At 32.7% G+C, this 26,224-nt stretch carries 24 protein-coding genes; 15 read left to right on the top strand and 9 right to left on the bottom strand.

Annotated features, from left to right (window positions below; all coding sequences use genetic code 11):
• The first annotated feature begins 55 nt into the window (after positions 1-55).
• Complete coding sequence (locus tag HM985_RS08705) at positions 56-2,446, top strand: DUF2339 domain-containing protein (RefSeq protein ID WP_179375883.1); 2,391 nt, start codon at positions 56-58, stop codon at positions 2,444-2,446.
• 49 nt (positions 2,447-2,495) lie between these two features.
• Positions 2,496-3,659: a DUF3999 family protein gene (locus HM985_RS08700; protein ID WP_218843393.1), complete on the top strand. Its 1,164-nt coding sequence runs from the start codon at positions 2,496-2,498 to the stop codon at positions 3,657-3,659.
• A 3-nt stretch (positions 3,660-3,662) separates the two neighbouring features.
• Here the strand turns inward: HM985_RS08700 and HM985_RS08695 are convergent, their stop codons facing one another.
• The gene (locus HM985_RS08695; RefSeq protein ID WP_179375978.1) at positions 3,663-4,328 is read right to left on the bottom strand and encodes an ABC transporter ATP-binding protein; all 666 of its coding nucleotides are present in this window, start codon (positions 4,326-4,328) and stop codon (positions 3,663-3,665) included.
• A 198-nt stretch (positions 4,329-4,526) separates the two neighbouring features.
• Here HM985_RS08695 and HM985_RS08690 point away from each other — a divergent pair, with 198 nt between their 5' ends.
• Positions 4,527-4,805 (top strand): hypothetical protein, encoded by a 279-nt coding sequence (locus HM985_RS08690; protein ID WP_179375881.1) that lies wholly within the window; start codon positions 4,527-4,529, stop codon positions 4,803-4,805.
• A 44-nt stretch (positions 4,806-4,849) separates the two neighbouring features.
• On the opposite strand, the gene HM985_RS08685 is transcribed toward HM985_RS08690, so the two are convergent.
• The 8 genes from HM985_RS08685 to HM985_RS08650 form a co-directional block, all read right to left on the bottom strand.
• The gene (locus HM985_RS08685) at positions 4,850-5,422 is read right to left on the bottom strand and encodes a type 1 periplasmic binding fold superfamily protein (RefSeq protein WP_179375880.1); all 573 of its coding nucleotides are present in this window, start codon (positions 5,420-5,422) and stop codon (positions 4,850-4,852) included.
• 13 nt (positions 5,423-5,435) lie between these two features.
• Complete coding sequence (locus HM985_RS08680) at positions 5,436-7,832, bottom strand: TonB-dependent receptor (protein WP_179375879.1); 2,397 nt, start codon at positions 7,830-7,832, stop codon at positions 5,436-5,438.
• A gap of 375 nt (positions 7,833-8,207) precedes the next feature.
• The gene (locus tag HM985_RS08675) at positions 8,208-8,702 is read right to left on the bottom strand and encodes a DUF6787 family protein (protein WP_179375878.1); all 495 of its coding nucleotides are present in this window, start codon (positions 8,700-8,702) and stop codon (positions 8,208-8,210) included.
• Between the two features lie 49 nt (positions 8,703-8,751).
• Entirely contained in the window at positions 8,752-9,189 is a 438-nt protein-coding gene (locus tag HM985_RS08670; protein WP_179375877.1) for a DUF6146 family protein, read from the bottom strand.
• Between the two features lie 301 nt (positions 9,190-9,490).
• Entirely contained in the window at positions 9,491-10,123 is a 633-nt protein-coding gene (locus HM985_RS08665; RefSeq protein WP_179375876.1) for a DUF937 domain-containing protein, read from the bottom strand.
• Between the two features lie 142 nt (positions 10,124-10,265).
• Positions 10,266-11,216 (bottom strand): D-2-hydroxyacid dehydrogenase, encoded by a 951-nt coding sequence (locus HM985_RS08660; RefSeq protein WP_179375875.1) that lies wholly within the window; start codon positions 11,214-11,216, stop codon positions 10,266-10,268.
• A 123-nt stretch (positions 11,217-11,339) separates the two neighbouring features.
• Positions 11,340-12,401: a 3-phosphoserine/phosphohydroxythreonine transaminase gene (gene serC, locus HM985_RS08655; RefSeq protein WP_179375874.1), complete on the bottom strand. Its 1,062-nt coding sequence runs from the start codon at positions 12,399-12,401 to the stop codon at positions 11,340-11,342.
• A gap of 112 nt (positions 12,402-12,513) precedes the next feature.
• Entirely contained in the window at positions 12,514-13,572 is a 1,059-nt protein-coding gene (locus tag HM985_RS08650) for an acyl-CoA reductase (RefSeq protein ID WP_179375873.1), read from the bottom strand.
• A gap of 77 nt (positions 13,573-13,649) precedes the next feature.
• On the opposite strand from HM985_RS08650, the gene HM985_RS08645 reads away from it, so the two are divergent.
• The 12 genes from HM985_RS08645 (at position 13,650) to HM985_RS08590 (ending at position 26,096) form a co-directional block, all read left to right on the top strand.
• Complete coding sequence (locus tag HM985_RS08645) at positions 13,650-14,006, top strand: 4Fe-4S dicluster domain-containing protein (protein WP_179375872.1); 357 nt, start codon at positions 13,650-13,652, stop codon at positions 14,004-14,006.
• A 708-nt stretch (positions 14,007-14,714) separates the two neighbouring features.
• Entirely contained in the window at positions 14,715-14,948 is a 234-nt protein-coding gene (locus tag HM985_RS08640; RefSeq protein ID WP_179375871.1) for a hypothetical protein, read from the top strand.
• Positions 14,949-15,339: 391 nt separating this feature from the next.
• Positions 15,340-16,533 (top strand): porin family protein, encoded by a 1,194-nt coding sequence (locus tag HM985_RS08635; protein WP_179375870.1) that lies wholly within the window; start codon positions 15,340-15,342, stop codon positions 16,531-16,533.
• Between the two features lie 127 nt (positions 16,534-16,660).
• Complete coding sequence (locus HM985_RS08630; RefSeq protein ID WP_179375869.1) at positions 16,661-17,071, top strand: hypothetical protein; 411 nt, start codon at positions 16,661-16,663, stop codon at positions 17,069-17,071.
• Positions 17,072-17,157: 86 nt separating this feature from the next.
• Positions 17,158-17,634 (top strand): hypothetical protein, encoded by a 477-nt coding sequence (locus HM985_RS08625; protein ID WP_179375868.1) that lies wholly within the window; start codon positions 17,158-17,160, stop codon positions 17,632-17,634.
• A gap of 280 nt (positions 17,635-17,914) precedes the next feature.
• Positions 17,915-18,565 (top strand): peroxiredoxin-like family protein, encoded by a 651-nt coding sequence (locus tag HM985_RS08620; RefSeq protein ID WP_179375867.1) that lies wholly within the window; start codon positions 17,915-17,917, stop codon positions 18,563-18,565.
• A gap of 91 nt (positions 18,566-18,656) precedes the next feature.
• Complete coding sequence (locus tag HM985_RS08615) at positions 18,657-19,244, top strand: hypothetical protein (RefSeq protein WP_179375866.1); 588 nt, start codon at positions 18,657-18,659, stop codon at positions 19,242-19,244.
• 284 nt (positions 19,245-19,528) lie between these two features.
• Positions 19,529-21,178, top strand: a complete 1,650-nt coding sequence (locus tag HM985_RS08610; protein WP_179375865.1) for a glycoside hydrolase family 30 protein — start codon at positions 19,529-19,531, stop codon at positions 21,176-21,178.
• A 554-nt stretch (positions 21,179-21,732) separates the two neighbouring features.
• Positions 21,733-22,110, top strand: coding sequence for a hypothetical protein (locus HM985_RS08605; RefSeq protein WP_179375864.1), 378 nt, complete (start codon positions 21,733-21,735; stop codon positions 22,108-22,110).
• A 57-nt stretch (positions 22,111-22,167) separates the two neighbouring features.
• Positions 22,168-22,860 (top strand): haloacid dehalogenase type II, encoded by a 693-nt coding sequence (locus HM985_RS08600; protein WP_246284981.1) that lies wholly within the window; start codon positions 22,168-22,170, stop codon positions 22,858-22,860.
• Positions 22,861-22,917: 57 nt separating this feature from the next.
• Positions 22,918-23,481, top strand: coding sequence for a helix-turn-helix domain-containing protein (locus HM985_RS08595; RefSeq protein ID WP_179375862.1), 564 nt, complete (start codon positions 22,918-22,920; stop codon positions 23,479-23,481).
• 74 nt (positions 23,482-23,555) lie between these two features.
• Positions 23,556-26,096 carry a heavy metal translocating P-type ATPase gene (locus HM985_RS08590; RefSeq protein ID WP_218843391.1) on the top strand — a complete coding sequence of 847 codons (2,541 nt, stop codon included), beginning with the start codon at positions 23,556-23,558 and terminating at the stop codon, positions 26,094-26,096.
• Positions 26,097-26,224: the final 128 nt, after the last annotated feature.

The raw sequence follows: 26,224 nt of genomic DNA, 5'->3' as shown, positions 1-26,224 counted from the left end.
TATAAGTTATTTTAGCTTCGTCTTTTATACCAAAAGATACCCAAATTAACAATATATGGCACATAGTCAGGAGCTTATAGAGAAACTCATTGAAAAATTAGAAATCTTATTTAAAAAGCAAGCTGAGTTTAATTCTGAAATTAACAGTTTGAAAGACGAATTGTACCGCTTACAATCTGGTTCAATTTCTGATACAACGACAGAAGAAATACAATTATCTGAGCCTTTACCCGTAGAAGAGCATGATGTTAAAATTGTACATCAGGAAGAGATCGCATCGGTTATACGCGAAGAAATAGCGCCTGTTTTAGAATCTGCATCTCAAAATGAATTTATTGCGCAAGAAGAAGCTAAGGTTTTAGATAATAAACCAAAGTCTAAATCTAGTTTAGAAAAATTTATAGGTGAAAACCTTCTTAATAAAATAGGAATTCTTATTACTATTATAGGTGTTGTTATTGGGGCAAAATATTCCATTGAAAATAACTTAATAAGTCCTACAACCCGAATCGTTATTGGTTATTTAATGGCTATAGGTTTATTGGGTTTTGGTATAAAGCTGAAAGAAAAATACGAATCTTATAGTGCTGTGCTTGTTAGTGGAGCTATTGTTATTTTGTATGTCCTCACGTATTTTGCGTACGATTTTTATGGCTTAATACCGCAAGTACCAGCCTTTGTGCTTATGGTTGTTTTTACCACATTTACAGTGGTTGCAGCTATTAACTATAACAGGCAGGTTATAGCGCATATTGGTTTAGTAGGTGCTTATGCCGTACCTTTTTTATTAAGCAGTGGCTCTGGGCAAGTAGAAGTGCTTTTTGGTTATATGGCTATCATTAATATTGGAATTTTAATCCTTTCGTTTAAAAAATATTGGAAACCATTATACTATTCAGCCTTTATATTTACATGGCTAATTTATGGCTCTTGGTATTTCTTTGAATATGATGAAGTAGATCACTTTTATTTAGCATTAGGTTTTCTAAGTCTATTTTTCTTAATATTTTATGTCACATTTTTAGCTTATAAAATGCTAAGAAAAGAAGTGTTTAAAACAAGTGATGTTGTTTTGTTATTGCTTAATTCATTTCTGTTTTATGGCTTTGGTATTGCTATTTTAGAAGATAATGAAACAGGTTCTCAGTTGTTAGGCTTGTTTACGCTAGGTAATGCGGTGATTCATTTTATAGTGAGTGTAATATTTTACAAAAAGAAATTGGGTGATAAAAACTTATTCTATTTAGCATCTGCAATGGTATTGGTATTTATTACAATTACTATTCCTGTGCAACTTAACGGAAATTGGGTAACACTACTTTGGGTAACTGAAGCGGCATTATTATTTGGATTAGGACGTACAAAAGCAATTAAGGTTTATGAAAAATTATCGTATCCTTTAATGGTCTTAGCTTTTATAAGCTTGCTAGAAGATTGGTCTTATGGCTATAGTGTTTATTATGGTATTGATGAAGACAATATATTACCACTTATTTTTAATATCTACTTTTTAACCTCATTGTTATTTATCGCTGCATTTGGTGCCATTGTTTGGTTCTCTAAAAAAGAAGCCTATGTTTCTGCTTTAAAGCCAGGTTCTATTTGGAATCGTGTATTTAGTTATGGCATTCCTGCGATCTTATTATTTAGTGCTTATTATGCCTTTAGATTAGAAATAGAAACCTATTGGGATCAATTATATTATACTTCTCAACTAAGTATTCCTAACGAAACTACTTATAATAACGTTATTAATAATTATGATTTAAATGATTTTAAAATCATTTGGGTTTTAAATTATTCGCTACTCTTTATGTCTTTGTTAGCGCTAATTAATTTTAAGATTATAAAAAGTAAACCCTTAGATAAAATAGCCTTAGGCTTAATTGTAGTAAGTGTTTTTACGTTTTTAACTCAAGGTTTGTTGACGTTAAGTGAGTTAAGAGAAAGTTATTTAAATCCTTCAGAATATTTTGCTCAGGGTGAGTTCTATTTATGGATTAGATATGTCTGTTTTGCCTTTTTAGCTTTTGCTTTATATACGTGTTATCGTTTTATTAAACAAGCAGAGGTAAACAAAGGATTTAAAATTGCTTACGATATTTTATTGCACGTATCTATAATATGGGTTTTAAGTAGCGAGCTTATCCATTGGATGGATATGTCTGATTCTACACAGTCTTACAAATTAGGATTAAGTATCCTATGGGGTGTTTATTCGTTCTTGTTAATAGCCTTCGGGATTTGGAAAAACAAAACTTATTTACGTATTGGAGGTATTGCATTCTTTGGTATTACATTGGTAAAGCTGTTTTTCTACGATATTTCTCACCTCAATACCATTTCAAAAACTATAGTATTTGTATCACTTGGAGTGTTACTTTTAATCATTTCATTTTTATACAATAAATACAAAAATCATATTACTGATGACGTTAAAAACTAGACTATTTTTAAGTTTTCTCATTGCTTGTGTAAGCTTCTGTTCTGCACAAATGAAAACATATAATTATAAAAGAGCCATAGAGAATGTAGGTAATGAATGGCATAAAATTACGTTACCAGATGCTGTTTTTTCTAAAGTGAATTCAGATTTGTCTGATATTAGAATTTATGGAACTACAGTTAATAATGATACTATTGAAGCTCCGTATTTATTGAAAATTCGTTCTGAAAAAGTAATAAAGAAAACAATTCCGTTTCATCTTATTAATAAATCAAAAGGGAATGACGGCTATTATTTTACATTTCAATTAAATTCTAAAAATACTATTAATCAGATTGATCTAAATTTTAATAATCAAAATTTTGATTGGAAAGTCGAATTGCAAGGCAGTCAAAACCAAAACGAATGGTTTACCATTTTAGAAGATTATAGAATTCTTTCTATTAAAAATGAGACGACAGACTATAAATTTACAAAACTGGTATTTCCTGATGCTAAATATCGTTTTTATAGACTTATTGTAAAAGGTGCTGAGCAACCAAAATTTGAATCAGCGCAACTTTTTAAGCATGAAATATCTGGTGGAAGTTATATTAATCATCAGATAAAATCTATTAAAAATGAAGTTGTAAAACCTAGCAAAACAACTGAAATTGAATTAGAATTAGAGCAATTGGTATCTTTGAGTCACCTTAATATTAATGTTAACAATACTTTTGATTATTACAGACCTATTAAGATTGAATATAGAAATGACAGCCTTAAAACAGAAAAAGGTTGGATACATTATTACAAAACTATTACTGATGGTACCTTAAATTCTTTAGAAGCTAATTCTTTTAATTTTGATAATACCATTGCCAAACATATTAGATTATCTATTTATAATGGGGATAATCAGCCATTGTCTTTTGGAGAAATCACTTTAAAAGGTTACGAGTATCAGTTAATTACAAGATTTACAGAGCCTGCAGATTATATGTTGGTGTATGGTAATACTTCTGCAAGACATCCTAATTATGATATTGCTAAATTTGAAACAAAAGTACCTGAAGGATTAGAAGCTTTAAAAATAGGAGAGGAGCAAATTATAGAGAAACAAGAACAAGCTACGGTAGAACCATTATTAGACAATAAATATTGGCTTTGGGGAATTATAGGCGTTGTTATTTTGGTTTTAAGTGGTTTTACTTTAAAGATGTTGAAGAAATAGAAATTATTGATTAACAATCTTTCCGTCAACCATCGTTAATTTTCGGTCTGCCATATCTGCTAATTCTTGATTATGAGTTACAAGAACAAAAGTTTGGTTAAACTCATCACGTAATTTAAAGAATAAGTTGTGTAATTGCTCGGCAGATTCACTATCTAAATTCCCTGAAGGTTCATCTGCAAAAATAATATTTGGATTATTTATCAATGCTCTAGCTACAGCAACACGTTGTTGTTCACCACCAGACATACTGTTTGGTTTGTGGTGTATACGTTCGCTTAAACCTAAATAATCTAATAATTCTTTAGCCCGTTTTTCGGCCTCTGCCTTAGGGGTGTTATTTATAAACGCAGGTATACAAACATTCTCTAACGCCGTAAATTCTGGTAGTAACTGATGAAATTGAAATATAAAACCAATATTTTTATTTCTAAATTTAGCTAAAGCTTTGTCATTTAGGGTTTTTATAGATTGTCCGTTTATAATTAGCTCGGTGTCCGATTTATAATCGGGTTTATCTAGGGTTCCTAAAATTTGAAGCAGCGTAGTTTTACCAGCACCAGAAGCACCAACAATAGAAATAACTTCACCTTCTAAAATGGTTAAATCAACACCTTTTAAGACATGAAGATCTTTATAGGCTTTCTTAATTTGCTTTGCAGAAATCACAGTTTTACTCATATCATGTGAAAGTAATACTTAATAGAATAATCTACAATACTATGCTCTAAATTTGTTCTTTTTACTGAAAAGATTTATTTTATATAATTCTATTGATTTTGTAAATTACACGTTGTTAGTGCGAAAGTGACAGCAGCATTTTATTTGGAATAGTTATTGCTTTATCTATAGTAATTAATACATTATATGAATAAATACAAAAAATTAGGATTAAGTCTACTCTTTGATGCTTTAGGCTTAGTCTCATTTATAATTCCAGGAATCGGTGAGTTTTCTGATATTGTTTGGGCTCCAATTTCAGGTTGGTTAATGACTAAACTGTATAAAGGAAAAGCAGGGAAAGTCGCAGGAGTCATTTCTGTTGTAGAAGAAGCTTTACCGGGGTTTGATGTGATACCAACATTTACATTGATGTGGTTGTATACTTACGTTATTAAAAAAGACACACCAGAAATTAAAGCATAAAAAAAGCACTCCATTGGAGTGCTTTTTTTAGTTTAAACTATGTTTTAGTTGACATCGTATGTAAACGTTACGTTAGCGTCTGTTGCACCGCCTGCATTTGTAATGTCTCCAGTACTAACACCATCAGCACTTTTTGTTGGTTCATGTCTTAAAGTAACCACTACTATATTACCAGTTGAAGTCGCACCAGAATTGAATGTCGTTGATAAGCCGATAGGATTTCCATCAACATCTATATCAGTATAAGTAACACTACTATTAGCATTGTTAGTCGTAAATGTATAAAATACTTGGTGATCAACCCCTTCTTCTAATACTTCTTCAGTAATATCTTCAGCAGGGTTTTCAAGTTCATTTAAAAACTGAATGTCTCCTGTATATTCTGTATCTGCTAAAATAGTTCCTTCCGTAGAAAAAACAGGTGCATCTGGTCCATCTCCATCTAAATCTTGACTTTGAAGCACTACCACATCACCACTCGCTGCTGTTAATTCTAAACGCACTGTTGTAATGATTTCTTCTTCATTTACAGCTTGAGGGGTGTCATCATCAGATGAACAAGATGTTAATGCAGATAAACTTAATACGGTAATAAATAAAAATTTAATTGTTTTCATGTTTGAATTTTTTTTAATAGTTAAATTGTAATTGTAACATTATATTTCTTCCTAAGTCATCAGCAAAATAACGAAGGCGGTTTAAGTAAGCTCTATAGTTGGTGTCTAATAAATTATTCACACTAAGCGCAATATTAAGATTGGTTTTATCTGAAGTTTCTAAAGTTACTTCAGCATATAAGTTTAACAATTGATAAGCACTTGGAGGGGTACTTACATCTACTAAAACAGTTTCGTTTGTAGAAGCGATGTAAGTTTCAAAGTTATTATCTGGATATTTTGTTTGTTCAAAAGTCCAATCACTCGTCAAAGACGCTGAAAACTGTTTCCAATCGTTAGTGTAAGTGATACTGCTTCGAGTATTAAATGCAGGTATATTTATAAGCGGTCTATCATTTTCAATATCATTTCCTACAGTATAAGAAGATTTATTTGAAAAATTAAAATGCTCATTTATATTATAGTTTGCGCTTAAATCGATACCGTACAACTCAGCATCTGTTTGTAAATATTCCCAAACAGGAAAAGCACCTCTAATGGTTTGCTCAATGCCTGTTGGTTCTATATACATGTAATCATTAATGTGATTGTAAAACGCTTCTGCCGTTAAATTAAATTGTTCTGAGTTATGGTTATAACTTGCCGAAACTCTATTAGAAGTTTCTTTGGTTAAATTTAAATCACCCAATTCAATTCTAGCAGCAGAGTGGTGTAAGCCATCACTAAACAATTCTGAAGGATTTGGTGGTCTGCTAGATAAGCTATAGTTTCCTATAAAACTATTATGCTCATTAAGTTGATAATTAAACCCCGCTGAAGCCGAAAAATTATGATAATCAAACACCGGGTTTACCAAAAGCTGAGTTCCTAAATCTTCAAGGATGCTATTTGAAAAATCTTCATCATAACCACGTTCTTCCCAACGTGATGTGATATAGTATTTTTTAGCATCGATGCGATTGTAATCATAACGTAATCCAAAATCTAAAGTCATTTTAGCGTTTAAATTATGCTCAGCTGTAGTATAGATTCCAAAATCATACTTGTCATAATCCGGAATTAAGCGTCTTATGCCTGTATCTGGATTTGCAAAGTTATCTTGATATCTACCCATTATTCCAAATTTTAATTTATAACCTTTAATGGCATCTAATACAATATCTGATGATATGGTATGGGTTTGAAGTTTTAGGTCTAAAGCTGGTGTATCTCTGTCATCTCCAACACGAATATCATATTCATAACGTTGGTTGTTTTGGTAGTCGTATTGTAAATTTACTTTCCCAAAATTTTTAAAACGTTTGTAATACATGGCTTTAGCGAGTTGATGTGTTACCTCTTGTTTAGGGGCGTTTATGTCATAGCTAAAATCTTCTATCACCAAAGGTTCTGGGCTATTAATAGCGCTTACTAAATCTTCAATATTTCCAATATGAGACGCTTTAAGAATCCCTATTTCATTGTTTAGGTAGCTGTAAAAGACTTCAAAACCAGATTCAAAGGTTTGTTTTCCAGCGCGAAAAGTAAGTCCTTTAGAATTAGAACCTGTATTGGTTAATACATAATCTGGAGCTTCAAAATCACCATTTTGTTTCAGCGATCCTTGCACAGAAGCAAACCAACCTTTCTTGGTATACTTATTTAACTTGGTGTTAAAAGCATAACCTCTACCGTTAGTTTGTCCGCTAAGTGTTGTTGTTCCAAATAATGTATCTTTTAAAAATACACGCTCTGGGTTGGCAACAACCACGCCACCAATAGCATCACCTCCATACGCAAGTGCCCCAGCACCTTTAATTACTGAGATTTGAGATACGGCATTAACATCCATGTTAGGCGCGTGCTCAATTCCCCAGTCTTGGTCCTGTAGTCTTACATTATTATTTAACATAATTAATCGACTACTGTGCATACCGTTAATCATAGGTTTAACGATAGCACTTCCGGTATTAATAGAAGAAACTCCAGCAACCTCCTTTAGCGCGTCGCCAATACTTAAAGCAGAATACTTTTTTAGAGTCTGTTCTTTAAGAATGGTTTCTTGGGCTGTTTTGGTTTCCTTTTTATCTACATGTGCTGTTACAGAAACTTCATTAAGTTCCTCAATATGGTGCTCCATTAAAATGGTTTTAAAGGAATCTCCATTTATTTCAAAACTTACGGTTTTGGTTTCGCAATTCGCATGAGATATGGTTAATGTCAAGGTCCCAGGACATAAGTTTTCAATTTTGAATTTACCATCTAAGTCTGAAAAAGCATATTTACCACTTTCTTTTTGGTATATCGTTGCAGACTCAATTGGTGTTCCATCATGAAAATCTTTAAGTTCGCCTAAAAAAATATAGGAGCAATCTTGACCGTAGCTAAAGCTTGAGATAGCGATAACTAGACCTATAATTATTTGTTTCATCAAAATAGATTTATTAGTGTACTAGAAAACTGAAGTTCTAACTCACTTGAGGAGGACCTCTAACAAACCTTGTTAATTGCTGATAATTATTAAAAGAGATATAATGCGAAGAAAAGATCTTGGTTGTATTTTTATTACCTATGATATCATAGGTGCAAAACACCAAGAATTGTGTGTTTGTGAGTTTAAATTTATAAAAATCACAAGAGAAGTCAGATTCGTGAAAGTGCGTTTTATGCTCATTATCAGCATTACAAACTTTATGAGCATGATGGGTAAACGCGTGCGATAATTTTACAACAGAAGGGAATAGCACAGCCAACACTAGCACTAATGCTAATGTTTTAAATAAAGATGTCAGTGCTGTTTTTATATTCAATCTAAAAATCGATTTAGCCCGAATCTACGGAGCATTTTCTTTTCAAATTCCCAGAAAAATTTAAACTGCCCAAAGAGCCATCCAAAGGTTACTAATAGAATTTGATAAAAAATAATTCCAATGATAATATATAAAAACCAATAAAGCGTAAGGTTTAAGTTTTCTTTAGTAATTCCAATAAACCTTATAATAGGCTTTCCGATAAATAAAGATGATGAGCCTGTAAATGCAAATACCATAAACACACGAATCATTTCCCATTTACAATCGAGAATCCATTTTTTTTCTAGCTTTTTAAAAATGAATAAAGTGAGCTTTAATAAAAGGTAGAAAATAACAATTGCTGCTATAATGATTGGTATAAGTCCGTAAACGTCTAAAAAAGCATTAGCCATCTTAAAAGCCGAATAAGCTAGAATTACAAGACCCATAACTGGAAATAACAATTGCCAGTTATGTTGAATCTCCCAATGTTTTTTAAATTTTTCCATATACACGATGTCGCGCTGCAAAACTAAGAAATTAAGATGTATTTAAAGTCTAAATTCTAGGACTAAACGAAGAAAGACGTTGTTTATACTTTATTTGGAAATAAAGAAAGTAGTTATATAACTTATAGTTCACTTCATATCCGTAATCTGAATACGTATCATAATCTATGCGAACTTCATATAAATTAGGATCATAATTTTGAGGCTGAAGGTTTCGTTGGTTCCAGCTTTGTACCATTAAGGCGTTTCTAGATTCTAACCATTCTTGAGAATGATAGCCTTCTGGTCGGGCTGTGGAGAGTAACCACGAATTAAATCCAGGTTCTATGATAATAATTTCATAATCATTTTCGTCACTACTAATAGAGACGGTGTCGCTGGCTATAAGGTTATTTTGATTTTCATTATTAATTACAGGGCTTGTGTTGTACGATTTACAACTTGCAATAAGTATAAGGATAATGATGAACGGGATAATTTTTTTCATGCTTTAGTTGTATTGATTTTAATGGTTATATACTTTAATTTTATTCTTCATTTTTAGATGATGAATAGTTCAAAAAAAGTAGCTGCTATAAGACCTAAAGGTATTAAAAAAATTATAAGCTATTTAGGGCTTTACTTCGATTTAACATTGCAAAGCAACAGTATTTACAACTAAAGAGCAATGCTAAATGCGTAAATGAACCTTTTCGCTAAGTGAAGTACTTGTTTGGTGAAGTTTAAAATTTTACCATAAAAAAAGCAGCTGGTTAAAGCTGCTCATATCTCAGTAGGGGTAATAATTTTTATTTTCCGAACATACCGCCTAAAAGGCTACCAATTCCACCTTCGCTTTTGTTACCTCCTAAAACCATTCCGGCAACATCATCTACAACACTTCCGTCACCATCAGCGTCTAATATTTTTTCTAAGAAACTTTGCTCGTTAGATGCACTGCTACCACCAAGTAAACCTCCTAAAAGGCCACTAATATCAGATTGAGAACTTACATTATTTTGGCTAGCTTGCTTCCCTAAAACGCCCATTAAAATTGGAGCTGCTACTTTTAGAATGTTAGCTACAGAACCTGCGTCTAAACCCGCTTTCTGACCAATAACTTGTTCAACACCCTGTTGTTTACTTCCTAAAACATGACCAAGAATTTTTGCACCGTCATTTTTTACAGTATCATCTACACCGCCATCAAACAAACCACCAAGGTTGTCTAAGATACTTCCGTTATTTCCGCTTAAAGCGCCCATAAGTCCTGCTGCACCTTCTGGAGTGGCAGCATTACGCTCCATAGCTTTCATAAGTACAGGCAAAGCCATTGTTAATACGCTGCTTGTTTTATCTTGATCCGTTCCTGTAGAACCAGCAACACCACTAATAATGTTTTTTCCTAAATCGCTGTTTAATAAATCTAATATTCCTGCCATTTTATTTTTTATTTAAGGTTAGTAAAATATTGTATATGAAGGTACAAAAAAAAGTCCCACATATGTAGGACTCATTTTTTTTCGTTTGGTCACAATTTTAATAGACGTTTTAAAACTTCTATTCCTGTGAAATTAAAAATTACTAGCCAAGAATAGTTATAATTTGTTCTGCTAGCTCCGTACCAATTCTGTCTTGTGCTTCATTAGTTGCAGCACCAGTGTGCGGAGTTAGTGATAAAGCAGGATTCATTAATAATTGAATTTCTGGTTTTGGTTCTTTCTCAAAAACATCTAATGCTGCTCTCGATACTTTACCGCTTTCTATAGCTTTAACAAGTGCAATTTCGTTAACAACCCCACCACGTGCAGCGTTGGCGATAATTACACCATCCTTCATTTGGTTAAATTCAGCTTCGTCAATCACGTAATCTTTTTGTGCTGGTACGTGAAGTGTTAAGAAATCTGCTTGCTTTAAAACGTCTTCTTTAGAAATGGTCGTGATTTCAAATTTCACTTTCTGACCATCAAAGAAATCTAATTCTAGATTTGCTTTTTCTAAAAATGGATCAAAAGCTACAACTTTCATACCTGCACCAAGTGCCACCTTTGCTGTTGCTTGACCGATACGTCCAAATCCTAAAACCCCTAAAGTTTTACCTTTTAATTCCGTTCCTTTAGCATAAGACTTTTTTAAACCTTTAAAGTTAGCATCACCTTCTAACGGCATATCTCTATTAGAGTTATGTAAATAACGTGCTAAACCATAAAAATGTCCGAATACTAATTCTGCTACAGAATGTGAAGATGCAGCTGGTGTGTTAATTACTTTAAGCCCTTTGCTACGTGCATAATCTACATCAATATTATCCATACCAACACCACCACGACCAATAATTTTTAGGCTAGGGCAGTTGTCAATTAGATCTTTTCTTACTGTAGTTGCACTTCTTACCAATAGCACTGAAACCTCATTTTTATTGATGTAGTTTTCTAATTGTTCTTGTGCAACAGTTGTTGTTATTACTTCGTAACCTGCAGCTTCTAAAGCGTTAATTCCACTTTGAGATACTCCATCGTTTGCTAATACTTTCATGATTTTCTTATTTGTAATTTAAATGAGGTAAACGCTAATTTACCTCACTTAGAATAACGGTTATTATTTGTTGTTCGTTTGTATAAACCTTTAAAAACGGTTAAACAGAACGCCTTATTACTTTTAAGCTTTACTTTCTAATTCGCTCATTACTTCAACAAGTGCTTTTACACTATCTAAAGATAAAGCATTGTACATAGAAGCTCTATATCCACCAACACTTCTGTGTCCGTTAATACCGTTAATACCAGCTTCTCTTACCATAGATTCAAAAGTTTCTTTTAGATTTTCGTTTTCTAAAGTGAATGTTGCATTCATTAGAGAACGGTCTTCTTTTGCGGCATAACCTTTAAATAATGGGTTTAAGTCAATTTCAGAATACATCAATCTTGATTTCTTCTCGTTTTCTTTTTCAATAGCTTTAATACCACCTAGGTTTTTTAACCATTCTAAAGTTAACATCGATACGTAAACGGCAAATACAGGAGGGGTATTAAACATACTTCCTTTGCTTATATGTGTTTTGTAATCCATCATTGATGGAATTTTACGAGATACTTTACCTAAGATGTCCTCTTTTATAACCACTAAAGTTGTACCTGCAGGTCCCATATTTTTTTGAGCACCAGCGTATATTAAATCAAATTTAGAAAAATCTAACTGACGCGAAAAGATATCACTACTCATATCACAAACCATCGGTACTGGTGATGTAGGGAAATCCTTCATCTGTGTTCCAAAAATAGTATTGTTAGACGTACAGTGAAAATAATCGTAATCCTCAGGGATATCGTAACCTTTAGGGATGTAATTGTAGTTGGCACTTTTAGACGAACCTACTTCGTAAATATCATCATAGATTTTAGCTTCTTTTATAGCTTTGTCTGCCCAAGTACCAGAATTTAAATAACCTGCTCTTTTTTCTAATAGGTTTAATGCGACCATTAAAAATTGTGTGCTTGCTCCTCCTTGAAGAAATAAAGCTTTGTAACCCTTGCCTTCAAGTCCTAATAATTCTAAAGCTAAAGCTCTAGCATTTTCCATGACGTCCACAAACGGCTTACTACGATGCGAAATTTCTAATAAGGATAAACCGTCATCAAAGTTTAATACAGCTGCTGCTGCTTGTTCCATTACAGACTTTGGTAGTATACATGGTCCTGCGCTAAAATTATGTTTTTTCATGAAAATTATTATTTCATTTCCGAAGCTTCGGAAATATGATTTTATTAATTAAAGAGCTACAAAGGTGCTAATTAATTGGTTATTTAGTGTTATAGAATTGATAATTTTTACTCTATATTTTTAACAAAAATTCAATAGTGTCTTCTCCATCTGCATAATCCCAAAGCTCTGGATTTTGAGTTTCACCAAATTGAATTGTAGTGTCAGTAAAAGAACGTGAAACGACACATTGTATTTTATCGGCGTCTGTTTTTAGTTTTTCTTGTAAAGTTTTACTGTTATCGTAATATTCATAAAACACAGTAGCAATGGGTGAGGCGTAACTTTCATCTTCCTTTATCATTAGGAATCCGTTTTCTAACATGTCAAATTCACTCATTAGATACACTGCTTTATTATAGTCGTAATTGTTAGCGTATTTAGATTCGTTTATAATAGGGTTCCATTTGTATACGGCATTAAAGAAACCTTCAAAATTGTAATCTTTTGGTACAAATATTTTAGAAACATTTCGACAGCCTAAGCCATAGTAAATAAAAATGTCATCAGATAAAGCTTCGAGTTCTTCCTTAGTTTCGTTTCCTGTTAAAACTGCAGCAGAGTTTCTGTTTTTTCTAATAATAGAAGGTTTGTTCTTAAAATAGTATTCAAAATAACGTGCAGTATTATTGCTTCCTGTGGCAATAACAGCATCAAAGTTTTGTAATTTTTCTTCAGTAAATTTTATTTTTCCTTTAAAGTCAGGATTAACAATTTCTAGGTATTTTGCTAAGAAAGGAAGTAAATGTTTGTCGTTAGAAGATTGTTTAACCAATACAGTATGACCCGAAATTAGAACACTTAAAAAATCGTGAAAACCAACCAGCGGAATATTACCTGCCATAATTATAGCTACCGTTTGCGGATTCACAGTTTGAAAATCATACTTTTTTAACCATTGGCTAATGTTTTCTTCTGTTAGGGCCCTCGACCAATTTTTTAAGGTAAAAGCAATATTTTGTTTTGTAAACCAGCCATTATGTTCTTGAGCTAGCTTTAGTTGATGCTTAAAGCCCTCATAAAATAAATCGTTGGCTTGGACATTATCATTTTTTATGCTAATGTTATCTTGAAATTGATTTAAAAATTCGCCTAATTTTACAAAAGCGTTAATTCTATCTTGTAAATCCATAAAGAGTTTGGTTATACGATGTTTTGGCTTTATTTTTGCAATTGCAAATTTAAGCAAACAATACTAAAAAAATTACTATGGCAATTATAATCACAGACGAATGTATAAATTGTGGAGCTTGTGAGCCAGAATGTCCGAATACAGCGATATATGAAGGAGCTGACGATTGGCGTTATGCCGATGGTACAAGTTTAGAAGGAAAATTAGTACTTCCAAATGGTAAAGAAGTTGATTCTGAAGAAACACAAGAACCCATTAGCGATGAAGTTTACTACATTGCTCCAGATAAATGTACGGAGTGTATGGGCTTCCATGAAGAACCTCAGTGTGCTGCAGTTTGCCCTGTAGATTGCTGTGTGCCTGATGAAGACCATGTGGAAACTGAAGAAGAACTTTTAGGGAAGCAACGTTTTATGCACCCTGACGGTCATTAAACTTTAAATATATACCGCTTGTTGGTAGGAATCCTGAGTCTTTGGCTCAGGATTTTTTTATGTTTTAATTTGAGTTAATTTGCTATGTAAGGGGCATATATGTGGTATGTATTTCGATTGAATTCGGTTTTATTTATTTTTTAATTAGATGCTTAAAAATGTGTGTCATATGCGTAAACAGCATGATGCTGTTTTTTTTAGTAAGGACTTTAGGCGGTGTTACTTTTTATTATAAAAAACTAGTGGAGCTAATGCAGCAGCCCTTAAAAACAGTCTGCAGAGCGTTAGGTTTAGAGAGCGATTGCCGGCTGCTTTAGTATCCATAAGCATTTTAAAATGATGCCTCAATTGCTTATGCAACGTTATGACGGGGGTACGTTGTATAGCCGTTTGATTCGCTAGTTCTTAAAATAAAAAACTGGAGAATAGATTACCACTATCTTTAAATATAGAAACACCTAATTATGTGTACCAAAGTACAGCTTAAATTTAATTTTAAACGGACTATAGACGGATTAAAATAGTAGCGATAAAAGGTCACATTTGTTAGCAATGTAAATGTATATAAACCATAGTTAATTATGGGTTTTCCGAAAATTTTGTGTTTTTTTACATGCTAGGTTTCATATATGTACCATTACTCATAATAAAAAAAATATAAAATTAGAGCGCTCAAAATAGTTCTATTTACTACAACACAATAACAAAATGATTATCGAACAAGAACAAAAATTTAAAGAAGTACTTTCTAAAATAGAAACGGAAATTAATGAGCAAAGTTTTTTTAATAAGTTTTTAGAGTTGTATCCTGAAGCTTGGAAAAAACATAAAATGATGTTTTCAACATTTAATAAAAGTAAACAATTTGGACAAAAAATTCCGTTACCAAAACCTGAGGTTTCTTTACGAAAAGAAATTAGGGTGTGGTTACGAAAACAATAAACTTGGAATGATATAAATAGCTATAACAATGCGTCGTATCGCAGCATAAAGTGACTATATTGGTTTCTTGTAGCGTGTTTTGACAAAAAAAGAAATAACTGTTATAAATTTTATATGGCATTGTTATCGTTTTTATTAAATATAGATCTCGATTTAGCTCTAACGAAAGTCTAAAACTTCTGCGTATCTATTCATTTTTCTCTTATGTCTTTTTTAAATTTATCTTTCAATTTAAACTGTGTATAACTGATCGCTGGTCTTTGTGTGTTTAATAAAAATCCTATTGGGTTTTGTATTCTGTTTTTATTGGCTAAATTGGAGGCTTATTCGTGCAATTGGTCTCACTTAAATATATTAAAGGTCATTTAGAGCAACGTTAATAAATACACTTATGAAAAGACCACTACTCATTATATTAACCGCAATTTTAAGTACTCAGTGTTTTTCACAAATTTTATTCGAAAAAGGCTATTTTATTGCTAATAATGATCAAAAAACAGAATGTTTGATTAAAAATATTGATTGGAAAAATAATCCCACAAATATTCAATACAGACTATCGGAAAACGCAAAACAGCTTCAATTAACTATAGCCGATGTCAAGGAATTTGGGATTTATGATTACTCTAAATATGTAAGAAGTACTGTTAATATTGACCGTTCTAGTGAAGACATAGATGATTTAAGTCAAAATAGAAATCCAGATTTTAAAGAAGAAACACTTTTTTTAAAGGTTTTAGTTGAAGGTGCATCTAATTTGTACCAATATGAAGATGGAAATTTGTATCGTTACTTTTATAGCATACAGAATTCTAATAATATTAAGCAGTTGGTTTTTAAAAGCTATAGACTCCCTGGAAATTTAATAAGAGAAAATAATGGATTTAAGCAAGAATTATTGAATGTATTCGACTGTGAGCATATAAAAACTAAGGCTATTGAAAAACTAAGTTATACTAAAGTAGACCTCGTCCATATATTTATTAAATATAATGCGTGCCATAATTCAGAAATTGTAAATTATGACGAAAATCAAAGAAGAGATGTATTAAGTCTAGCTTTGCGATTCGGATTAAATAGTTCTTCATATTCTATGAAAAATACAATGTCGAGCTCTAGAGCCATTGACTTCGATAATCAACTAGGACTTAGAGTCGGATTAGAAGCGCAGCTGCTTTTGCCTTTTAATAAAGACAAATGGGCCCTTATTGTTGAGCCAACCTATCAATATTTTAAATCAGAAAAAGTAGGCTTGTCAACTTCAGATATTAACGTAGATTATACATCAATTGAATTGCCTATTGGTGTAAGATATTATTTCTTTTTAAATGAAAATTCAAAACTATTCATTAATGGTTCATATATCTTAGATATCACAAAAAACTCAAAAATATCCTATGAAACGGGAACAGTATTGGATATTAAAAATTCCTCTAATTTAGGATTTGGCCTAGGGTACAAACAAAATAATAAATATAGTTTAGAATTGAGATATCATACGAGTAGAAACTTGTTAAAATATTATCAAGCGTATCATTCTCATTATGATACATTATCTGTCATATTAGGATATTCACTATTTTAAAAAAACATTAAGTAATGCTGCTTATTGATTTTTTAATTGTTTTATCCTTAAAATTTCTGTGGTTCGTTTTTGTTAACTAAATTAGTTACTTAGCTATGGAATAACAGATGTGAGCTAAAATTAAACTATGGGATACGAGTTACATATTAAACGCGACGAAGAAACTCATAAGATTCATAAAAAGGAGTGGCTAGATTATATGGAATCGGACTCTGAATTTAATCGAATTGAAAGGTTTTCTGCCGCCCTTGGAGATGACGAATTGTTAACTGTTTCTACACCAAATGGTGGCCTTTGGAAATCAGATAAAGGCGCGGTTCCTTTTACCTTGTCTGAAGAATATGGAGAAATAACGGTAAAGCATCCCGAGCATTGGGTTATAGAAAAGATGCTTTCTATTGCCAAGCATCTAAACGCTGTTGTTATTGGTGATGACGGTGAGCTATATGATGAAAACTACCTTAAAGATCCATTTGGAAACCCGTTTGAAAACGAACGTTCAGAAAATGGAAAAAAATGGTGGCAGTTTTGGAAATAAAACTTAGGTTTCAATTTCTTATGTATAGCTAAGGTTCTTAATCTAAAACAACAACCTTATTTAGAATTTAAATAGGGATAAAAATTATGAGAAAATCTGTAATAATTATAATAAGTGTGTTTGTTATGGCAATTGTATGTTTTGCCTTTTTCTTTTGGTTTATAGCTCACTCATCACGTACTGATTTGTCTCAAGATACACGCTTTAAAGATTATTTGAATCGCCCTTTTTTAGTTAAACAGCCATCAGTATTAAAGCGAAGTGCTATTAACTCAAACAGGTTTAGGGATTATTATATAGATGTTTCTTCAGAAGACGTCTTTCAAAATGATAAAACGCTACTTAAAAAGTACCATATAGGTGATACAATAATTTTTACTTCAGCAAAAAAACATTTCAGCTATCATGTTGGTGAAAGCTATTATTTATTAGGTCATGACACTCTCGACTCTGGTGAAATTATAGAATTTGAATACGGTGCTAGCTTTAAATATTCACCCGCTATTTGGGAAAGTCTTGATGCGTTTTTAGAACGAAGAAAGTTAAAAAAGGATTTTCCATAAAACGACTTCTCATTCATCATTCCAAGTTATTTCAAAAAATGATGAATAGAAATTTATTACTTTTATATTTTATCTTCTTGTAATTAACAAGAGCAATTTTATGAAAGCGGAAATTTAAAAGCTAAAGGTAGAGTAGGCGTTTTACTTTTTATTCAGGTATTCCAAAACCGAGTACTTTTAGTAGAAATTTAAATTTAGTTGCTATTTTAGCAACCAACGAAAACTAAATATTAAAGGCATATCTATTTTTAAACCTTTAAACTTAATTATAAAAAAAATAATGAAGCCATTAAAAGATCAAACAGATGCAAAAATAGCAGAGGGACGAAAAGCTAAACCAGACTTTATGGAAGGAGTGGATGCTATTATTAATAAAGCAAAATCTTTTAAACAAGGGGATGATGCCATTAAAATTGGAGAGAAAGCGCCAAATTTTGAATTGCCTAATCCTGAAAATAAAAGCATAGCATTAACAACTTTATTAAATAACGGTCCCGTTGTTATTACATTTTACCGCGGCAGTTGGTGCCCTTACTGCAACTTGCAACTTAGAGCCATGCAAGCTAAATTAAGCGCTATTAAAGCTTTAGGAGCTACTTTAGTTGCTATAAGTCCAGAAGTACCTGATGGAACAATGACCAAAAGTGAAATAAGTCAAATGGAATTTATTGTATTGTCTGATCAAGATGCACAAGTTGCTAAACAATATGGAGTTGCCTGGGAGGTGCCCGAATTTTTAATGGAGCATATGCGCGTAGATCGTCATCTCGACTTAGAACAAATTAATAATGGTAATGGCCGTATATTACCAATTCCGGCCACTTTTGTATTAGGAAGTGATGGTATTGTTAAATGGAGTTATGTCAATGTCGATTATAGAACACGTTCAGAACCGGAGGAGATTATTAAGGCTCTAAAAAACTTATCTTAAGAACTTAGTTTTGGTATAAAGGTATTTAAATTTAGAAAGCATAGAATATTTACTTAGAGAACAACCCATTATGAAATGTAATATAAAAAGTATGAGAATTCTAATTCTAATTTTTTATTTAGGAACACTATCAGCAATTGCTCAACCAAAAATTTTTGATCAAGATTATTATAGTGTAATTAAAAATAGAACTTTAAAATTTAGCCAAGTCGAAGATATGGTCTACATTACAAGTTGTGCAGCGTTTGATCAATGTGAAGCCCTACCCAATTCTGAGCTTGTCGTAGTGAAAGATTCATTAGTCGCTCAAAATGTCAGAAAAGTGTTTTTTAAAAACCCAGATCCTGAGGCATCACCTGATCAGCGTTTTAAAGCGCTTTTTCTTATCGATTATAAAGACGGAAGAAAAGGGATCGGTGAAACCTATGAGCATATCACAGATAAAATTTTAGTTAAGCTTTACCCTAAATCAGAATTAATGCAACTCAAACCCATCGCAGCAATAAGTCCCAGAGAATCTCAAGAAATCCTTTTGGAATTTGACAGATTTAAGATTGATGAAGCAGACCCTAAAAATCACTATATTATAAATTGGGGTGAATTTAATAATCTGATTATCGAGCGCGGGTATAACCCAATTTCAGCAGAAAATGAGGTTATTAAAAAAGCCGAACAATAGGGGTGTTAATATCGTATATCTAAACGTATGACATGTGAGTAGCATTAATTTATGACATGGTTTCTTGTGGAAGTTAATAATTGGTATCCTTAGTCTTTGGCTAAGGATTTTTTGTACTTAAAATTGTCTGAAAATTTTATGCGCAGTTGCTCGAAAATATACCTTTTTCCGTCTTTTATTTTTTCAAAATACCGTAAATTGCAAATGAACTAAACGACATATAAATAAGGTATAGATTTACTTTATTCTTGTACAACCTAATAAAATCTAAGAACAGAATGAGAATGCTTACATTCAATGACAAACGGAACAATTCCACCGAAAAAAAGAAGAGTCCATTTAATTTAAACCTCAAAAACCTTAAAGGGGTGCAATTTCTAATTATAGCAGGTGTGTTAGTAGGGTGTTCTAACCCACCTAAAAAAGGTCCCTATAATGCTTATGAGGCAACTATTTATCAAACATCACAAGCAGGTGATAATCTTAAATTATTATCGAATGCTGTCTCTGATAAAATAACGTCAGAGGGAAGTAAAGTATCTCTAGAACTTTTTCCAGATGAAGAATTTCAAAAATATTATGGTTTTGGTGCTTCCTTTACCGAATCATCAGCGTGGAATTTAGCAACAATTCCTGTAGCATCTCGTAAAGACGTTTTAACTAAACTTTTCAGTCCTACCGATGGTGCAGGGTTCACGCTTACAAGAACTCATATTAACAGTAGTGATTATTCAAATACCCATTACACCTATGTTGAAGCAGGGGATGAGGATCTTTCAACCTTCAGTATTAATGAAGATATGAAAGGATTTTCTGGAGATGAAAATGAGCAAGTCCGTGGAGTAGAATTGGTTGAACCTGGCTATGATCTTATACCGATGATTTTAGAAGCCTCTAAAATTCCTGGTGCTGATTTTAATATTATAGCATCACCATGGAGTCCGCCCTCTTGGATGAAATCTGGTGAGACAGCAGAGATGACCAACGGTTCTTTAATGCCTAAGTACTATGGCCTTTGGGCAGAATACCTATCTAAATATGTTAGCGCTTACAAAGCTCAAGGTATTACTTTATGGGGGTTAACACCACAAAATGAGCCCTTGCATGCTATAGATGCACAATGGGATAGTAATGGGTTTACGCCAGAGCAAGGGCGCGATTTTTTAAGAGATCACCTAGGTCCTCAACTTGTAAAAGATGGTCACCTTAATCTCGATGACTTAGAATCTGGATTACGTGTATTGATTTACGATCATAATAAATCTACAATGAATAATTACGTGAATGCAACCTATGAAGATCCTGAAGCTTCTAAGTATGCTTGGGGAACAGCTTTTCATTGGTACACCAATTCAGAGTTAAAAGCGAACCATTGGTATGCTGATGAAGTCGCTGAATTGCAAAAGAATTGGCCAAACAAGGGAATGATTCATTCTGAGTCTAGTATTGATATTGACGCTAATGACCCAATTGGTCAATATTGGAGAGCTAGTACCGATTATGCAGGTACTTTTGTACCTTTTGAAACTTATGCTTATGATATTATAACAGATTTAAATCATGGCACTCAAGGTTATGTAGAGTGGTGTAGTATTCTAAGTCACAAAGGGCAGCCAAACCCTTATAATAACTATAACAGCGCACCGGTATTAATTAATCCGGAAACCGATGAAGTTATTTACACCCCTCTTTATTATTTATTAAGTCATTTTAGTAAGTTTATCCGTCCAGAAGCTCGTAGAATTGCTTTGAAAGGTGACCAAAAAGAAGGCTTGATTTACACTGCAGCAAAAAATACAGATGGTTCAATTGCCGTTGTTGTTTTTAATAGAAATGATGAAGCACAAGACTTATCGATTAAATTAGATGATAAAATTTTTAGCTCTAAAATTGAACCTAGAGCTGTTCAAACATTACTTTTAAAAAGTAAATAATGTAATTCTAAAAAGAATTTAATAAAATTAAAAAGTGTTCTATGTTTTAAGCATAGAGCACTTTTTTTATAGGTTAGTGTGAAAAAATAATGGTAATTATTTTTTTAGGAATTTTTTTATTTTTAATGGACTGAGTAAGGCTTGATTGATAGGCTAATTTATTGTTATCAATTATTTAACCATTAATTTTTGATATTAATAAAACTTTAAAATTTAGTCAAGTTGAAGATATAATCTACATCTCAGGATATAAAGCGCTTATTAAGTCTAATATAGAGGCTAGAAGTAGTTACGAAACATTAAAAATAATTTCTCTTATAGATGAGAATTATCAAGAAATATTTTTAGATGTACCTTTAAAGATTTAAGATATAGCGCACCTAAAAGAAAATGTTTAATGAAGCTAACAATGTATAAGTTATTGTAATTTTGATAAAGCTATTGCTGCGGTAATTATAAATTTGTAATCATTATTACTAACTTGCACATCGGTTTTTAATGATAAAACCTTCTGCTATAGTAATCGACTTTAGGAGCATTAATTTTTTAAGTATATGACATATCAAGATGATTTTATTGTGTTCTGGGAACAGGTAAAACAAAGTATAGAAGCAGGGACATTTGCCAAATTAACAATGGCAAAAACAATAGGGAAACCTGAGTTAAAAAATATTTTTCTTAGACCTATCAATTCTGATGATGGTTTTAAGGTGATGTTAAAATATAGCTTTAGACCAAGGGAAACAGAAGATATTGCAGAAGAAATGACTTTAGAAGCTGCATTAAAAATAGTACAATCACATTTAAAAAGCTCTTTTTTATCTGTTATATTATTTAGCACAGTAAAGGATGTTACTTTTAAATTAAGTAAGAAAGGTGTCGGTAGTATTACAGAAAGTCATCCTACTTTTAAAAACGTTACTCAGGCCTAGCTTAAGATAAATGTTGTATCTTATAAAACAGATTTTTTATAACATAAATTATTAATGATGGATAAAAACAAACCAAGTAGACCTAAAGTATTATTTTTTGATGTTAATGAGACGCTTTTAGATCTCACCGTTATGAAAAAGAAAGTTGGTGATGCTTTAAATGGCAATGATAGCTTACTTTCTTTGTGGTTTACAACGATGCTGCAATATGCTTTAGTCACCTCAGCAAGTGGTCAATATAAGCCTTTTGGGCATATTGGTGCAGCAGCATTGCAAATGGTGGCTGCTAATAACAATATTGTACTATCAGAAACTGAAGCACAAAATATTGTTGTAAAATCTATGCAAAATTTACCACCACATCCAGAAGTCAAGGAAGCTTTAGCTTTGTTAAAAAAAGAAGGTTATAAATTGGTAGCTCTTACCAACTCATCCAAAGAAAGTTTAGAAAACAAGTTTAAAAATGTAGGTTTAACCTCTTATTTCGATGCCTTATTAAGTATCGAAAGCGTCGGTAAATTTAAACCCTTTTCAGAAACATATCATTGGGCAGCAGCAGAAATGAATGTCAATAATGAAGATTGTATGCTAATTGCAGCACATGGTTGGGATGTTGGCGGAGCGCTTTGGGCTGGCTGGAGAGCCGCATTTGTAAGTCGACCAGGTCAGCAAAAGTTTCCTTTAGCACCTGATACCGAAATAACAGCCTCTGATCTTAATCAAATAGCACAAATTTTAATCACCTATTAAATTGCTTCACAGGTAGTTTGCTTTACAGGCTTAAACAGGTAATTAATCAAATTAAAAATGCAAACACTTCACATTAAAAATATGGTTTGTAACCGTTGCATTACTGCGGTTCATAATATATTGGATGAACATCATTTAAAAGTGACATCTATAGAGTTAGGAGAAGTGATCCTTAATGACACGCTATCTAATCCAGCAAAGATTCAACTTGGTGTTAGTCTTAATCGTTTAGGCTTTGAATTAATAGATTCCAAGAAAAGCCAAATTATAGAGAAGATTAAAAACAGTATTATTCAACTCGTACATTATAAAAATAGCCAACTCGATGTTAACCTTTCAGACTATTTAGTTACAGCATTACATCAAGACTATAGTGCGCTTTCTAATCTATTTTCCGAAGTAGAAGGTATCACCATTGAAAAGTACTTTATTGCTCAAAAAATAGAGAAGGTGAAAGAGTTGTTAGTTTATGATGAATTAAGCCTAAGTGAAATTGCCTTTCAGCTTCATTATTCAAGTGTCGCTTATCTTAGTAGTCAGTTTAAAAAAGTCACAGGGCTTACGCCAAGTCATTTCAAAAAAATTGGTAATGAGAAGCGAAAACCTTTAGATCAGCTCTAAATCTCATAAATCCTTTCCATAATACTATAATAAACTTGTCTGTAGGTTTTCTGAACTTTGTAACATAATAGAAAATGAAAGAAAATATGTCAGACTCTAAATTTATAAAAGTTAGTTTTCCAGTACTTGGAATGACTTGCGCTTCTTGTGCAGTAAGTGCAGAAACTATTGCTCAATCTGTTAAAGGGGTTAATGAAGCTTCCGTTAACTATGCTTCTGCACGATTATCTGTTACTTATAATACTGAAGAAACTAATGCGGAAGCAATTCAAAAAGCAGTACAATCTATAGGTTACGATCTTCTCATAGAAGATAACGATGAGCAACAAGATACCTTAGAAGCTATTAACAAAAAAGCCTATCAACAATTAAAACAAAAAGCGACTTGGGCTGTCCTATTATCCGTTCCTGTGGCCGTGATAGGGATGTTTTTTTTAAATATGCCTTATGCCAATGAAATCATGTTTTTGTTCGCAACACCTGTGGTATTATGGTTTGGACGTGGTTTTTTTAAAAATGCATGGAAACAAGCCAAACATCGTTCGGCTAATATGGATACGCTTGTTGCTTTAAGTACAGGGATCGCCTATCTTTTTAGTGTGGTAAATATGTTATTTCCTGAATTTTGGGAAACACGAGGTTTGGAAGCTCATGTGTATTTTGAAGCAGCATCTGTTATTATCGCTTTTATATTGCTAGGAAAATTAATGGAAGAAAAAGCCAAAGGAAACGCTTCATCTGCTATTAAAAAACTAATGGGTTTACAGCCTAAAACTGTAACGTTAATTTTACCAAATGGCGCAGAACAAAAAACACCTATTGAACAGCTTCAGGTAAACGATATTATATTAGTAAAACCAGGAGGAAAGATTGCTGTAGATGGTACATTGATTTCTGGTGAATCTTATGTCGATGAAAGTATGTTGAGTGGAGAGCCCATACCTGCATTAAAACAGAAAGACGATTTGGTTTTTGCGGGCACTATAAATCAGAAAGGAAGTTTTAGATTTAAAGCCACCAAAGTAGGGAAGGAGACCATGCTATCTCATATTATAAAAATGGTGCAAGATGCACAAGGTAGTAAAGCCCCTGTTCAGAAACTGGTCGATAAAATAGCCTCTATTTTTGTACCTACAGTTATGGGAATTTCAATGCTAACTTTTCTGTTGTGGCTATTTCTAGGAGGTGAAAACGGTATGGTTCAAGGGCTATTAGCAGCCATTACGGTTTTAGTTATTGCCTGTCCATGTGCTTTAGGTTTAGCAACACCAACTGCTATATTGGTGGGGGTTGGTAAAGGAGCAGAACATGGTATACTTATTAAAGATGCTGAAAGTTTAGAGTTAGCAAAGAAAATTGATGCGATTGTTTTAGATAAAACGGGCACGATTACTGAAGGCCAACCTAAAGTTACGGATGTTCAATGGCTGCAAAATGATGCTACTTCATTAGGGATTTTACTTGGCATGGAGCAACAATCAGAGCATCCACTCGCCGATGCTGTGGTTTCTCATTTTAAAGGAAACCCATCGGAAGTTGTTACAGCGTTTAACAGTCTTACCGGTAAAGGTGTAGAAGCAAAGCATCATGCTAAAGCCTATTATGTAGGAAATCAAAAACTTTTAAACGAAAATAAGATTACGATCGACATTCAATTGCAGGCTCAAGCTAATACTTGGAGTGCGGCAGCTAAAACCGTTATTTGGTTTGCTAATAGTGATCGTGCTTTAATGGTGATGGCGATTTCAGATGCTATAAAACCGAGTTCTAAGGCCGCTATTGCAGAACTTCAAGAAATGGGTATTGTTGTTTATATGCTTACAGGAGATAATGAAACGACAGCAAAAGCGATAGCTGAACAAACCGGAATTAAACATTATAAGGCAGAGGTTTTACCACAAGATAAAGCCGAATTTGTAACAGCATTACAAGCCGAAAATAAGGTTGTTGCCATGGTTGGTGATGGGATTAATGACAGTACAGCATTAGCTACAGCAAACGTGAGCATTGCTATGGGAAAAGGGAGTGATATTGCTATGGATGTTGCTAAAATGACGCTTATTTCCTCAGATTTAATGAAGATTCCTCAAGCTATTGCGCTCTCTAAATACACCGTAGCCACTATAAAACAAAACCTATTTTGGGCCTTTATTTATAATGTAATTGGTATTCCTATAGCAGCAGGAATTCTTTACCCTATAAACGGTTTCTTGTTAAACCCTATGATTGCAGGTGCTGCTATGGCTTTAAGTAGTGTTAGCGTAGTGAGTAACAGCTTAAGATTGAAACGAAAAAAGTTAGCAATTAAAAATAACACTAAATTACAGGAAACAGCGTCTTTAGAACACGCCCCCGTTTCGTCTACAAACGCTACTGATATGCATACTTTAAAAACTGAAAAGATGAACACTAAAGCTTTAAAATTCAAAACAAACATTAATTGCGGACACTGTATTGCCACAGTTACCCCTTATTTAGATAAAATAGCTAAAGACCAATGGGAAGTTGATACCGATAATGCGGATAAAATATTAACAGTAAAAACCGATGGAGTTGAAGCAGTCCAGGTGATAACAGCTATAAAAGACGCAGGTTATACCATTGAAGCTTTGTAAAAGGGGATAGGGGTAGCTCTTAGTGATCGGCGTGGCTTCTACCTAGGAAAAACAATATAGAATTTTTATTTTATAAATTAATTACTGCTAATTATATCTATAATGTAAAGAAAAACTAACTTTGCCCA

This window comes from Winogradskyella wichelsiae (genome assembly GCF_013403925.1).
In the GTDB taxonomy this organism is placed as follows: Bacteria; Bacteroidota; Bacteroidia; order Flavobacteriales; family Flavobacteriaceae; genus Winogradskyella; species Winogradskyella wichelsiae.
The sequence above is the reverse complement of the archived record's forward strand: the minus strand, read 5'-3'. Positions and strand labels throughout refer to the sequence as shown.